Origin of the sequence: Enterococcus sp. AZ170 (assembly GCF_050545135.1) — a bacterium.
GTDB classification, from domain to species: Bacteria; Bacillota; Bacilli; order Lactobacillales; family Enterococcaceae; genus Enterococcus_L; species Enterococcus_L ureilyticus.
In genome coordinates this window covers 3,423,900-3,438,615 of record NZ_CP172947.1, presented here as the reverse complement: position 1 = coordinate 3,438,615, position 14,716 = coordinate 3,423,900, and the positions used below count along the sequence as shown (strand labels likewise).

General features: G+C 34.3%; 11 protein-coding genes. 9 read left to right on the top strand and 2 right to left on the bottom strand.

From position 1 onward, the window contains the following. Positions 1-16 precede the first annotated feature (16 nt). The 4 genes from IGJ55_RS16445 (at position 17) to IGJ55_RS16430 (ending at position 5,528) form a co-directional block, all read left to right on the top strand. Entirely contained in the window at positions 17-1,147 is a 1,131-nt protein-coding gene (locus IGJ55_RS16445) for a hypothetical protein (RefSeq protein ID WP_069640162.1), read from the top strand. Positions 1,148-1,475: 328 nt separating this feature from the next. Then, the gene (locus IGJ55_RS16440; protein WP_069640163.1) at positions 1,476-2,675 is read left to right on the top strand and encodes a DUF916 and DUF3324 domain-containing protein; all 1,200 of its coding nucleotides are present in this window, start codon (positions 1,476-1,478) and stop codon (positions 2,673-2,675) included. A gap of 145 nt (positions 2,676-2,820) precedes the next feature. Continuing rightward, complete coding sequence (locus IGJ55_RS16435) at positions 2,821-4,044, top strand: hypothetical protein (protein ID WP_207121830.1); 1,224 nt, start codon at positions 2,821-2,823, stop codon at positions 4,042-4,044. A 380-nt stretch (positions 4,045-4,424) separates the two neighbouring features. Beyond that, positions 4,425-5,528: a tyrosine-type recombinase/integrase gene (locus tag IGJ55_RS16430; protein WP_069640165.1), complete on the top strand. Its 1,104-nt coding sequence runs from the start codon at positions 4,425-4,427 to the stop codon at positions 5,526-5,528. 68 nt (positions 5,529-5,596) lie between these two features. On the opposite strand, the gene IGJ55_RS16425 is transcribed toward IGJ55_RS16430, so the two are convergent. Beyond that, a complete protein-coding gene (locus tag IGJ55_RS16425; RefSeq protein WP_207121829.1) occupies positions 5,597-7,114 on the bottom strand; it encodes a helix-turn-helix domain-containing protein in 1,518 nt (505 codons plus the stop codon). Between the two features lie 372 nt (positions 7,115-7,486). Here IGJ55_RS16425 and IGJ55_RS16420 point away from each other — a divergent pair, with 372 nt between their 5' ends. The 5 genes from IGJ55_RS16420 (at position 7,487) to guaB (ending at position 13,097) form a co-directional block, all read left to right on the top strand. Further along, positions 7,487-7,684 carry a DUF951 domain-containing protein gene (locus tag IGJ55_RS16420; RefSeq protein WP_430606899.1) on the top strand — a complete coding sequence of 66 codons (198 nt, stop codon included), beginning with the start codon at positions 7,487-7,489 and terminating at the stop codon, positions 7,682-7,684. 3 nt (positions 7,685-7,687) lie between these two features. Next, a complete protein-coding gene (gene ychF, locus IGJ55_RS16415; RefSeq protein ID WP_069640167.1) occupies positions 7,688-8,788 on the top strand; it encodes a redox-regulated ATPase YchF in 1,101 nt (366 codons plus the stop codon). A gap of 102 nt (positions 8,789-8,890) precedes the next feature. After that, a complete protein-coding gene (locus IGJ55_RS16410) occupies positions 8,891-9,574 on the top strand; it encodes a DUF1129 domain-containing protein (protein WP_207121828.1) in 684 nt (227 codons plus the stop codon). Positions 9,575-9,777: 203 nt separating this feature from the next. Next, positions 9,778-11,454, top strand: a complete 1,677-nt coding sequence (locus tag IGJ55_RS16405) for a 6-pyruvoyl-tetrahydropterin synthase-related protein (protein WP_430606897.1) — start codon at positions 9,778-9,780, stop codon at positions 11,452-11,454. Positions 11,455-11,612: 158 nt separating this feature from the next. After that, complete coding sequence (guaB, locus tag IGJ55_RS16400) at positions 11,613-13,097, top strand: IMP dehydrogenase (protein WP_069640170.1); 1,485 nt, start codon at positions 11,613-11,615, stop codon at positions 13,095-13,097. A 53-nt stretch (positions 13,098-13,150) separates the two neighbouring features. On the opposite strand, the gene IGJ55_RS16395 is transcribed toward guaB, so the two are convergent. Further along, a complete protein-coding gene (locus IGJ55_RS16395; protein ID WP_069640171.1) occupies positions 13,151-14,644 on the bottom strand; it encodes a polysaccharide deacetylase family protein in 1,494 nt (497 codons plus the stop codon). Positions 14,645-14,716 lie beyond the last annotated feature (72 nt).

Below are 14,716 nucleotides of genomic sequence, written 5' to 3'. Positions count from 1 at the left end.
GAAAGGGGAACAAGAAGTGGTTTATCAAAATATTATGGTCGATATCTATCAAGCCGCTTCTCCAGCAGTGGGCGAGCGCCTTTTTGATGATGATATGTTGCGGGATATTTATTATATTTGTGAAGAGATTTTTCAAACAAAGAATAAAAGAATCCCTTATCCTCAAAAAGAAGTTGAAGAATATTTTGAAGAATTTCACACCATAATTTCTTTTTTTAAACATGTAGAGATTACTTTAGATTTTGTCGATCTTGATTGGTCTGCTTTATTAGATGAGCTGATCCATACATTCCCTCAGATTGCGTGGATCGGCGGTTCTAAGGAAAAAGAAGACAATCGAGTGGTTTACTATATCGACTTTGTCCCGATTGCCTATAGAGAGAGCGGATTTCCTTTTATGGTCAATTTGCTACAATCTTTAAAGCAACAATTATACGATAATAAAGAAGATATAGATGTGCTGGAAGCATTTGCCTATGAGATTGAAAGACTCGTAGCAAAATTTATCAAACCTTTTAAGACCGTTAGTTCTGAATCTACAGAAAAAATAGAAGTTGTAGAATACGGTGAGGGTGATGCAACTTATTTACTGAAGTTAGAAGAATCCATTAGTAGAGAAAAATATGCAAAAGAAAGAATGCGGCTTGCAAATAAGAAACTGGAAGTTGTCATCGATCAAATGGAGCGACAAAATCTATCCAGAGCAATGAAAGAATTAAGTAAATCAACTAGTGATGAAAATGAAAATTGGGATCAAATTTTAAGAGTTGATTTGAGAGAATATTCTCAATTACTACAAAAGGCTAAATTTCTAGAGCAGTCTTGGATGATGAATAAAGAACTGGTTACAAAGTCCGAAAAAATGACGATTTCAGATAATCAACTAACTTATGAAAGAGAACAAGTAAGAAGTTTTAAGGACTCAGTTTCTACAAATGAAATTTACTTGATTTTAGATGAGTGTAAGTTAATTGAGTCAAGAGTCAAAATTAAAAAAAAATCTTGGTTCCGTCAGCCTCATGTTCGGATCATGAAAATGGATTATGACAGTATATTGAATAAAGCTGCTTATTTTGATTTGATACAAGGTGAAAATTATTTGCTTGAACAAATAGTATTGAGCGAGGAGTCTATTGTTAACGATTAAAAGAATCATTTACGAGAATCTTTATGATTTAACGTAAGGAGATGAAGAGGATTGGGAATAGTCGGCTTTTCCCATCCAATCTTACATAGTTTATTGAAGTATCGACTCTTTTTTAAACAATATTGAAAAATAAACATCATCATATAACAGGTCAATCAATGAAAATACTACCCGCCAGTAAAGTAAAAGAAGATCGGTTGACATAAATAAAAAAGAACTAATTACTTGGAAATAGTACTTCTATCTATGGTCATTTGATATATAGAACTGCTAGACTTGATTCTTTTTTAATACATAAGATTTTACTATGCAGGGAGTTTAAAATGTAATGATTAATAAACGAAAAACACTTCATTTGGTGATTTTAGTGATAGTATTTTTTATTCTATCGCTGTCATTTATGTTTATTGGAACTGAAATTGGCTTAGCTGTTTCGGTAAAACCGATTTTACCAGAAAATCAGCATGATCCAGAAGTAACTTATTATGACCTTAGAATGAATCCTGGTCAGGAACAAGCATTGCAATTAGAATTGACCAATACGTCAAATAGACAACAAAAAGTTACCATGCAAATCAATGATGCTACAACTAATGAAATTGGGGATATAGATTATTCTGACCGTTCCAAAATCGTTTCAAGAGATAAGAGTTTGGAGACTTCGCTAAAAGATATTGCAACTGTTGAATCAGAATTGACAATTCCTGCAAACAAGTCGATGACAGCAACAGTACATTTAAAGATGCCCAAACAACGGTTTGACGGAATGATTCTAGGTGGAATCAAGGTTGTTTCAGCAGAAAAATCAATTGAACCAAGAGAGGCTGTTCCCGAAGAAAAAAAAACATATATTGTCGCTGTGAAGCTAACGGAAACGGATGTTCCTGTTGTCGCAAAATTAAACTTATTAGGTGTCGTTTCAGAAACTAATTTAGGTAAAAAGGCTATAAAAGCAACTATTCAAAATGATCAAGCCATAAATGTAGAAGATATTGAATATATAGCAAAGATTTATAAAAAAAACTCAGATAAAATTATCCATCAGGCTAAAGTAACGGGTTATCGAATGGCTCCTAATTCAAGTTTTACTTTTCATATCGCTGAGGAAAAGCAAGTATTTCAAGATGGAACATATCAAATTCATCTGACGGCTAAATCTAAAGCAACGAATCAGGAGTGGGAATGGGATAAGGAATTTAAAATTACAAAGAATGAAGAAAAAAAGACAACGAATACAGCTATAGGTTCGGATAAAAGTAACCTAATGCTGTACATCACTATTTGTGTTATGACACTTAGTGCATTGCTAATATTTTTACTAGTACTGTTGATTTCAAGGAAACGCAAAGAAAAACGCTACGTAGAGGCTCTATACCAAAAAAAGAAAAAAAGAGGACGCACCAATAAAGCTAGTCAACAGGTTCAGAGACCAAGAAATAATAAACTAGTTAGTACTAGGAAAAAACGTCCTATAAGTTCTGAAAAGCCGAGAAGGCCTAAAAAAACAATCAAAATAGATTCAGACTAAAAGATCTACTGAAAAAGAGAAAAACTAGGTGAAATCTGTTGTTATTGTTTTAGATAACAGAATTGATTATCAGAAAATTATGGATCAATGGTTTTGAATCATGAAAAAAGGATTTTTAGTATAGCGATTTTAGGAGTTGGTGGATATGAACGAAGCTGAGGAAAATACCTCAAAATTAGGAAGAAGAATAATCAAAAAATATATTCTCCATCAAAAAGTTAACCCTAAACTTTTAGGAGTCGAACTTTTGAATAAGCATTTAGATACGCCAAACGAAGCATATTTATCGTGTAAATTGATTTTTAAAAAAGATATTCGCTCATTAACAGAACTTGAGCAAATAACAAAAAAAATTTATGAAACTTGGACAAAAAAGAACAACCAGTTACTTATAAAGAAAATCAATGTATACACATCGACTGCCTATATCGTATTAACGTTTACAATAGGTTTTTATGAGGAAGCTCATGTAAAACAATTAAGGGAGTTAAAAGAGTGCGCCAAAGAACTTATTGAAACATATGACAACTTAGTCAAACAGGAAAAAGAAGCGGAGTATAACAAGAAAGAAACAGAACTTTATAGCGCTTTAGAAAAATTTGGACAATTAACGAAAAAGATGGAAGCCTTAGAAGACAAACTGATAAAAAATGAATCCATCGTTATGGATTCTGGTGAGTTATTGAAAACGGAACTTACAAAGGTAAGTCAAACAATAAAAGAACAACTACACCAAGTAGACTCTAGTACAGAGAATGCCCCAAATAATGCTAAAAAGAACAAACGAGTTAAAGAAATAACCCCTAAGGTTGTAGAAGCACCTTTCAAGAAAAAAGCGGTGAAGAAAGAGAACACACAAGTACGTAAATATATGCTCGATCGTTCTAAGCAATCGTCAGAAGCTTTAGAAGTCCAGCGTTGGGTATCAACTCAACAATTAAAAAAGAGCACAAAGAGAGAAAAAACAACAAAAAAAGAAGGATTAAAAAAAGCAGTTACAAAACTTGAGATGGATGTTTTAAAATGTTTCACAGAAGGTGAAGAGGGAAGTAAGAAACACATGGTACCGAAAAAAAAGTTTTTAACTTTAAAAGCAAAAGTAGAATTTATTGATTATTTATGGATGTTGTTGGAACTAGAAGGGAAAGAAGAAATTATTATTGCGGATAAACTGAGTTGTCGAAAGCTGATTGAAGAGTTAGGTCAGTTTATGGAAAGTGTAGAAAAGGTGGCTACAGGTCCGACAATATTTAGTTATTGGGTGTATTGTTCGCAAGAGATGTTGGTCAAACTAGAAGGATATGCTGTACTAAAAGATTTTTTAAGTAACGCTTTAAAGTTTAATACAAATACAATGCTTAATGAATAATTGATCTGCAGGAAAGGGTGGTATACAAGAAACTAGAACGGTTTCAGATGTATGGGCTCTCTTTCTTTTTCAGCATAATATTATCTAAATAGTAAGTGTACAACAAAAACATGACCTTAAACTTCCAAAAATTCCTTTTTTTTCCGAAATTTTTGAAACTGAGTAAAAAAAAATATAATGCATACTTAGTTAAGAAAATTGAACGTATTGTAAAGTCTTGATTGGACTTATTTGGGAGTAAACGAGAAAAGAAATCCACTGCATCGATTTTAAATAAACAGTTTTTGGGTTTGTAAAAATAACATATAACAATTTAGAAATTTGTAAGGATTGTTGATTCTTAAAGCATTAAAAATTAAATTTTAGAAAGGATCTTTGTTATGGCAAGAAGAGGGGAAAATATTTATAAAAGAAAAGATGGGCGTTGGGAAGGCAGATACATAAAAGGCAGACAGCAAAATGGGAAAATTCATTATGGCTATATTTATGGCTATAAATATTCAGAAGTAAAGCATCAACTTATCTTAAAAAAATACGAGAAACAGACAAACCATAGTAAAAATCTGCTTCCTTATGAAGGGCAATTACTAGATTGGTCGAATTATTGGTTAGAGACATTCGTTCGTCCAACCGTAAAAAGTAGTACATACGCGAGCTATAAAAATAAAATGAACGTCCACGTATTATCAAGAATTGGATCAATTAAATTACAAAAACTAACGCAGGCGGATATTGATTCTATGCTTAAAAAGATGGATAAAACACTAAAAGCAAGCTCAATTAGATCAATCGTCTCTGTGTTGAAAAACTGTCTAAGTAAAGCAGTCTCGTTAAAATTATTAATAGAAAATCCATGCCTAGGTTTAGAGCTTCCAAAAATAAGAAGAAAAACAGTTCAAGCATTATCTATTAAAGATCAAGCGAAGTTAGTCCAAGAAATCAATACGAGCCAAAAGTTTTTTTCGATTATGCTTGCATTGCAAACTGGACTTCGAATCGGAGAGATTTGTGGGTTAAAATGGGAAGATATCGATTTTGAAAATAACACATTGGGTGTTAATCGAACAGTGCTTAGAATCCAGATAGAAGATACATCTGGAAGAAAGACGGAAATCGTAGAAGTAACGCCTAAAAGCACTAATTCTCAACGAAAAATTCCTATTAGTAAGTCTTTAAGGAAAAAATTATTGGAACTTAAAGCGATATCAAAGAGTGATTATGTCATTTCAAATAAGCATAAGGCTCTTGAGCCGCGCACGATTGCGTATCGCTTTCAAATTATTCGGAAAAAAATTGGTTTGGAAAATTTTTCTTTCCATTCTTTAAGGCATACGTTTGCTACACGGTGCTTGGAGGCTGGAGGAAACATTGCAACAATCAGTTCTCTATTAGGACATTCATCAACAAAAATGACACTAGATTGTTATACGAATTCATTTTTTTCAGAAGAACGACAGCTTGTAGAAAAATTAGAATTTGTTTAATGCTCTATGGAGATAGCTAAAATAGATACTGCTTTGTGTTTCATAATAGACAGAGCAGTATCAAAATATCAGGATTTTGTAGAAGAGTAAAAAATCGTATAAAGTAGCTGATCCAGATCAGTGATGTCCTTTTTTTCGTTGTAATTGGTCAAGATAAAAAAATACTTTCCTTGTTTTCTTAAATAGGAACAATCTACATTGCTAATGATCAAATCATAAAATTTATTGTCTACTAAAGGTTCTGCTTGTGCCAAAGCGGTCAATTCTATATATTGGATCCACCAGTCCGTAATTTTTTTTTTATAGAGTAAATCACCTTCAAGAAATATTCCGACAGAAATTTTAGGTTTGATACATTCTTCATAGAAACTTATGGCATGAGCATACTTAGTAATAAGGACAGTATCACGGGTCTCATCTACAAAAATTACTGGATAGGTTTCCTTTAAATAATCAATAAAACGATAGACAGTCATAGAATGTCTAGATTGTGCCCACTTGGTATCATTCAATTCCCAATAGTAATCAATATGACCTTTGAATATCAAGTGATGATAACCAGTAGAAGTTAGATAATAATGAAGAATTGAGCTATGCGTATGATTTAAGCAAGTATCGGGGTAAATTTCTTTCATAAATTTTAAAAATTTTTGATTTAAGGTTCTGATAAAAAAATTACTGTATCTTTCGATCAGGTCAAGTTCCTTTAGACAATGAGCATTAGCAGGGATGATTTCTTCACCAAGCATGAAGAGCAATAGTAATATAGTTTCACTAGGAAGCATTTTAAAGGAGTAGTAGACTAAAAATAATCCTAATACTTGATCGATTCTTTTAAATAAGTGAGTCTTTCTTAAGGCCTCTATAAATCTTTTTTGACTATTGATAGCTGTCTTATTACTGAAAAAAAAATCTTGCTTGTTATAATCCTGTATTATTTTTTGTGCATTTCTTCTTTTTAATAAACTTAAGTAAATAATCAACTTTTTTCGTGCTAAAAACGAAATCGGTGTGCCTAAAATCTGTTGAATACTATTGACTGTTTCATAGATTCGAGGATCAATATTGGGAACTTTCAACTGATGTTTAGGATCCGTAACTAAGTAAAGAGAGGTGAAAAAAAACCGAATCTGTAACTCAGAACCTAACAAATATCCATTTTGGATAGATAAATCAAATTCAGCTAATAAATTGTTCAATTCATTGAGTTTTCTAAAATAGGTTGAGTAACTGATGCCAATTTTTTCACATAAACGGCTAGTATCAATGGTTCCATATAGTAATAACTCTTCCAATATTCTATACATCGGTGCATGGATAATCATTTCATTGTATAAAGTGTGAAGAGAGTAATCTGGTTTTGTTTGAAATGTAATAGTTTGTTTGTTTACTTCAATGGAAAAGCATCCATTTGATTTTTTTGCGAGGGTGGCTAATCCTTCAATCAGTTTTGAAAGAAAATAATCACCAATATTTAAATGAGCCAAAAGCTCCTTTTTTGTTGCAGTACCACCAACATTGCTCAAATAGATCAATAAGTCAATTTGATAAACTTCCACTTTTTCTAGTAAGTCAAATTTTCTCATAGTAAAACTCCTTTAAATGCCAGTATGAGGTAAAGGGAAAGTACGGCTTTACAGTGTTACATGAATAAGAAATCACAAAAAAAGCCTTTACTATCAAGGACAAACCCCTTTTCGCTCTATCTCTGTCCGCAATGACAATGACCTCATTATCCAACATAAATACGGTAAACACAATCTAAATTAAAAGGGTTTATTTTTGTTTTTTTGAGGAATAATACTATTTATTTCTTGTAGACAATTATTAAATACATAAAAAAGGTGAATCAATAAAATAGCTTTGCTTGATTGCCCAAAAAATGGTATTGTATCTTTGTATGTTTATGTCTGATTTTCTGACTATTAACGACTATTTTTAGAAGGGATATGTCTGTTATGTATGATCTTGGTGATATTGTAGAAATGAAAAAGCACCATGCCTGTCAGGCAAATCGTTGGGAAATTATCCGAATGGGTGCTGATATTAAAATAAAATGTACCAACTGCGGTCATATCGTGATGATGACACGCCGAGACTTTGAAAAAAAGATGAAAAAAATTTTAGAAAAAAAACTAATAAAGGATAGTGAATGATCGATGGCATTAACAGCTGGAATCGTAGGTTTACCTAACGTAGGGAAATCTACCCTTTTTAACGCAATTACAAAAGCAGGAGCGGAGGCAGCAAACTATCCGTTTGCAACAATTGATCCGAATGTGGGAATGGTTGAAGTACCAGATGAGCGCTTGCTGCGTTTGACAGAGTTAGTGAAACCTAAAAAAACAGTACCAACTACTTTTGAGTTTACAGATATCGCTGGGATCGTAAAAGGTGCCAGTAAAGGTGAAGGTTTAGGAAACCAATTTTTAAGTCATATTCGACAAGTAGATGCGATTTGTCATGTGGTACGTTGTTTTGACGATGATAATATTACTCATGTTGAAGGACGTGTAGATCCCTTAGCAGATATTGACACCATTAATTTGGAATTAGTATTGGCTGACTTGGATTCGATTACAAAACGTTATACACGCGTGGCTAAAATAGCTAAAACAAAAGACAAAGATGCGGTGGCAGAACTTGCTGTCTTAGATAAACTTAAGCCTGTTTTAGAAGAAGGCTTATCAGCAAGAACGATCGAATTTACTGAGGATGAACAAAAGATCGTGAAGAGTTTATTTTTACTAACAGCGAAACCTATTTTATACGTAGCAAATGTATCCGAAGATGAGGTGGCAGATTCAGATAATAATCCGTACGTTCAGCAGGTTCGAACATTTGCAGCAAATGAGCAGGCAGAAGTGATTGTTGTTTGCGCCCGTGCAGAAGAAGAAATCGCTGAATTAGATGATGAAGATAAAGCTGACTTTTTAGAAGCCTTAGGCATTGAAGAGTCTGGTTTAGATCAATTAATTCGTGCAGCCTATGATTTGTTAGGGTTAGCAACATACTTTACTGCTGGTGAGCAAGAAGTACGTGCATGGACTTTCCGTAAAGGAATCAAAGCTCCTCAAGCGGCCGGAATCATCCATACTGATTTTGAACGCGGATTTATTCGTGCAGAGACAGTTTCATTTGATGATTTAAATACGTATGGCAACATGCAGGCAGCAAAAGAAGCAGGTAAAGTTCGTTTAGAAGGCAAAGAATATATTGTGCAAGATGGCGATGTTATGCTTTTCCGCTTTAACGTATAGTAAAAAAATTGCTAAAAACTGTTTTTCTCCCTAAAAAATATGTTAGAATACTTTTTAGGTAAAGACTGCCCCGTTGGCCACGGGCGAGGAGGACGCAAAATAATGGAATCAGAAGCACTTCGTGATATTGTTTCAGAAAATCGTGAACTTGAACAAAAATTAACAAAGAGAAATGAACAATACATCTTTGACTTAAAAAAATCGTTAGTTGCTGCTAATCTTTCAGAAGAAGCACGGACACTTGCTTTACATGAAATTCTACCTCATCTAGTAGAAGGTCAAAAAAGCGGAAAAACTGCACGTCAGCTTTTCGGAACGGTGGCTGAACGTACAGAGTCTATCTTAAGTAAGCCCGAAGAACTTCCTGAATCGACCCCAGCTTTGATGTGGCTGGACAATACGTTATTACTATTTGGAGTAATGACGATTATGTTCTCAATTATGATGATGTGGTCTAAAGGAAAATCACAACCATTGGGATTATTAACCTTGGTGTTGGCCTCGATGGCAGGTGGGTATGTGTTTTATCTAATGTATAAATATGTTTACCAATATGATCGTCCTGGTGTGGATAAATCGAAGCGCCCTGGTTGGTTTAAAACGGGTGCGATCTTGGTTGGAGCGATGCTTTTATGGCTTGTTGTTTTTGCGGGTTCCGCAATGCTGCCAGCGGTCATCAATCCTATTTTAGATCCAGTTATTGTGATTATCATTGGTGGAATCTCTTTAGGTGTTCGTTACTTATTAAAGAAAAAATATAATATGCGCAGCAGTTTAGCGCGTTAAAGAATACAACCAGAAGAGTCTTGGTTTAAAACTAGTGATAGTTTTGATCAAGACTCTTTTTTCTTATTGACTAAATCAAAATACCGTTAATATAAAATAATTCAAACTAAAAGGGTTCATGTTTGAAAGAACAGCCTCATCACGCTACCATAGAAACTAGGAATGAAATTTACAATTTATTTTCATTATGAAGAGGTGGAGCAATGAAAAAATGGATCAAACAACATAGTCATTTCCTGGTTTTTCTGAGTTTTTTTATATTAAGTGTATTGTCTTTATATATTGTTTATCTCCAAAATGGTCGTATCATGATTGGTGATGATTATCATTTCCATCAAAATCGGATCGAAGGCTTGGCGGAGTCTTTAAGGCATGGCATATTGCTGCCCAAAGTTAGTTACTTTTTTATTGGAGGATATGGGTATGCATCCAGCTTGTTTTATCCAGATTTTTATCTGTATTTTCCAGCAATTTTACGTATCATGGGCTTTTCACTCGCAACTAGTTTTGTCATTTTTTCGATTGGAATCAACTTTGCTACATTTAGTTTAACCTATGTATCTGGAAGGTATATGGGATTAACGAAAGTAAAAAGTTACTTATTCTCATTATTGTATACGTTATCGATTTACCGTTTACAAGATTTTTTTAATCGCCAGGCTATTGGAGAGCTGTTGGCAATGGGCTTTTTCCCCTTAGTTCTAGCAAGTTTATATCTATTGAAAAATGGAAAAGAGAAGAAGTGGCTGTTGTTGACAGTTGCTATGACAGGAATTGGTTTAGCACATTTCATTTCATTGGAAATTGTCAGCATTTTTATAGGAATGTACATTCTTTTAAATTTGAAGCACTTTTTAAAGAAAAAAGTCATTGTTGCACTATTAAAGGCTGCCGGAGTGACTATTTTATTATTGGCTTTTTATTTAGTGCCCGTTTTTGAACAAATGAGTCATGTGACATTTCAAGTAACATCCAATCCATTGACATTGATATCAGATAAAAGCTACTCTTTGAGTGAGTTAGTGGCCAACAGCTTTAAAAATAGCGTATTTCATGCGTCTTCAGCAAATATAGGCGTTATCTTGTTGTTTGGTTTAGTCATCTACACCGGGATGCTTTTTAAGGGCAATTCACCCAGTCGTGAGTTGGTAATTCTTGCTTTGCTTTTTATGTTTATGACGACAGACCTTTTTCCTTGGAAGCTTTTCGACCATACACCGCTTAATACGATTCAGTTTCCTTGGCGCTTCTTATCAATCGTGACCTTATTGCTAGCATTTCTTATTGCAAATGATGATATCGGATTATTTAAAAAATTTCCAAGTAGTCAGATAATCGTAGTTATGGTTATTTTAATTGGAGTTGGATTGTATGAAAAAGAAAGTATTGACACTGAAGGAAATCGTATCTTATCACACCATTCATACGATCAAACAAATAGTTATTATATCGGTGCGGGACATGAATATTTACCCAAAGAAGTTGATTATACTACTATTAAAAAAAATAAAAAACGAAAAGTCGTTTATGATGCTGCTGAAATAGAAGTAACAAATGTTAAAATGACCTTTGGTTCAGTGGCTTTCGATTATCGTACAAATAATACAAAGGAAACGACTGTTACTATTCCGTTTATCTACTATTATGGCTATCAAGCTAAAATAGTAAGTGAGGGTAAAGAAAAAATAATTTCAGCATCCTTAAATAAACAAAATGGTTTAGTCGATAGTCAATTATCTAAAAAAGGGCGTGTTTCTATTTCTTATCAGACAACTTTTGCTCAAAAAGTTTCTTTAAGTATCTCTGTGTTGACTCTGCTGGCTTGTATAGTATGGAAAGTTGCGCCCATGCGTTTTACTAAGTTAAAAACAAAGGAATAACTACAGTTATCCTTTGTTTTTAATAACAAAAAAATGAGAAAATACTCATGTTTTGAGAAAAGGAAAGAAAATTTCTGTAAACGGGGAAATGTGGTTGACTTACCTTTTATTATCTGTTATTTTCTTATATAAAATTAAATAGAGGAGTGGTCTAGAAAATGTCTAACTGGGAAACAAAATTCGCGAAAAAAGGTCTTACATTTGATGATGTTTTATTGATTCCAGCAGAAAGTCACGTATTGCCTAATGAAGTGGATATGAGTATCCAACTAGCAAAAAATATTAAGTTGAATATTCCTCTAATCAGTGCAAGTATGGATACTGTAACGGATAGTAAAATGGCCATCTCGATGGCTCGTCAAGGCGGCTTAGGCGTTATTCATAAAAATATGAGCATCGCACAACAAGCTGACGAAGTTCGCAAAGTAAAACGTTCTGAGAGTGGCGTGATTATTGACCCATTTTTCTTAACGCCAACAAATTTGGTAGCAGATGCTGAAAATCTAATGAGTAAATATCGTATTAGTGGCGTTCCGATTGTCGAAACGATGGAAAATCGTAAATTAGTTGGGATCATCACGAACCGTGATATGCGCTTTGTAACAGATTATCAAATGAAAATCGATGAAGTAATGACCAAGGACAACTTAGTAACAGCCCCAGTTGGCACTTCTCTAAAAGATGCTGAAAAGATTCTACAAAAACATAAAATCGAAAAATTACCAATCGTTGATGAAAATAATCGTTTAAGCGGTTTGATCACCATCAAAGATATTGAAAAAGTAATCGAATTTCCAAATGCGGCGAAAGATGAGCATGGTCGTTTGCTAGCGGCAGCAGCAGTTGGTGTGACAAGTGACACATTTGAACGCGCGGAAGCTTTATTGGAAGCAGGAGTAGACGCAATCATTATTGATACAGCTCATGGGCATAGTGCAGGTGTGATTCGCAAAATCAAGGAAATTCGTGATACATTCCCAGATGCGACATTGATTGCAGGAAATATCGCGACAGCTGAAGGAGCTAAAGCACTTTATGATGTAGGTGTGGATGTTGTTAAAGTTGGGATCGGACCTGGTTCTATTTGTACGACTCGTGTTGTAGCAGGTGTTGGTGTTCCTCAACTGACTGCGATTTATGACGCTGCTTCTGTCGCACGTAAATATGGAAAAGCAATTATTGCTGATGGCGGGATCAAGTATTCAGGTGATATCGTAAAAGCTTTAGCTGCTGGTGGACATGCAGTTATGTTAGGAAGTATGCTGGCAGGAACAGACGAATCGCCAGGTGAATTTGAAATTTATCAAGGTCGTCGTTTCAAAACATATCGCGGAATGGGTTCACTAGGCGCAATGGAAAAAGGTTCAAGTGATCGCTATTTCCAAGGTGGCGTCAATGAAGCAAATAAATTAGTTCCTGAAGGTATTGAAGGCCGTGTTGCCTATAAAGGTAGCGTATCAGATATTGTTTTCCAACTGATTGGTGGGCTAAAATCTGGGATGGGCTATGTTGGTGCGGCAGATTTAACACAATTGCGTGAAGAAGCACAATTTATTCAAATGAGTGGGAATGGATTAAAAGAATCTCATCCTCATGATGTACAAATTACTAAAGAAGCACCTAATTACTCTGTAGAACAGTAAGAAAATGAAAGAACCTCCTACGCCAAAGAATTCTGGTATAGGAGGTTTTTTTATTATTGGACTGGTCGCTCGTCTTTTGAACCATAATACATGTGCAAAGGTTTGGCCTTTTTTCCTAACAATTCTTTGGAAGGTAGAATCTCATAGCCATCATTGCGTAAGTGGTCGATTACGGTTGATACAGCATCCACAGTTTCTGGATGAATATCATGCATCAAGATGATCGTATCATTGTAGGCCGTTTCATCGATCCGTTTAATGATTGCCTCAGCATTATGACTTTGCCAATCTTGCGAGTCTACAGACCATTGAATGATCGGCTTACCAATTATAGTAGCTACTTCTTTATTGACTGCTCCATATGGCGGTCTAAAGTCAGTTGGCAATTTTCCGATAGCGTGATAAATGGCTTTATCTGTATTTTGAACTTCTTCTGTCACTCTTTGAGCATCAACACTAGTTAATTGCGGATGTGAATAGGAATGACTAGCTACTTCGTGGCCTTCTTCTGCTACACGTTTTACTAGTGCTTCATGTTTGACAACATTTTGCCCTAACATAAAGAAGGTAGCTGTAACGCCTTTTTCTTTTAGGATATCTAAAAGTCTAGGTGTCGTGTCAGGATTGGGGCCATCATCAAAAGTGAGTGAAATGTACTTTTTGTTTGGATCCAAAGGCTCTGGTACTACATCCTTAATAGAAGCTGTATCGATAAATTGAGGATCTACATAGCCAGCAATCTCTTTATAAGGCAATGTGATTTCTGTTTTGCCAGATGAATTTTCTGCTAGAGTAAGACTGATTTTATCAGAGTAATAGGTGAAGGCCGTTTCAGCTAAAGAAATGCTTGGCATATTGAGAATGCCATCAATAATAGCATTACCGTCAGGGCTTTCTGACAGTAATTTTTGCTCGATGACCTGTTGAACAGCTAAGGCATTTGCTTCACTTATAAAAATATCCTGCAGTGTCAATGGTTGTTTTGTTTTTTGATTGACGAATGCGGGCTGTTTTCCCAGCTCAGTTTTCTCAGACCACTCGTTTTTTTCTTGATTCCATGTATAGGTATCAAGAATTGGTTGGTACCCAACCAATTGTTCATTTACTTTTATCCTCTTTATATGACCAACAAGTTTGATAGGTGTTTCTTTTGAACTCTCTTTGTGAGCTGCCTCTATCAAAGTTGTTAATTCTGAATTGATTTTTGGTAGTTGAGGAATAGCCTCAGTTGTAAGAGGTTCGTAAATCAGTGTTTGAATATTTTTATCTGTTTTTTCTTGCTCAGTACTTTCAAGTTCATCATGTTTTTGAGAGGTTCTGATCTTTTCCAGTAATGCATGTTCTTTGTGTTCGTATTGACTAATATCCTCAGCCTGACTTTCTTGTTTTGGATTATGTTGTATAGCATAAGTTGCGTAAACACCACCACAGATTAAAATGAGTGAAAGTCCAGCAATTGATGTCAGAACTATTTTTTTTGTAATATTATGTTTATTCTTTTCACGCCGACTGTTTCGAGTAATTCGTGAGTGATTTTTTTTATGCATAATGTTTGATCCTTCTAATTATAAATTTGACTGTTTTTAGTAATCCAAATGTATCATTATTGATTTATAGTT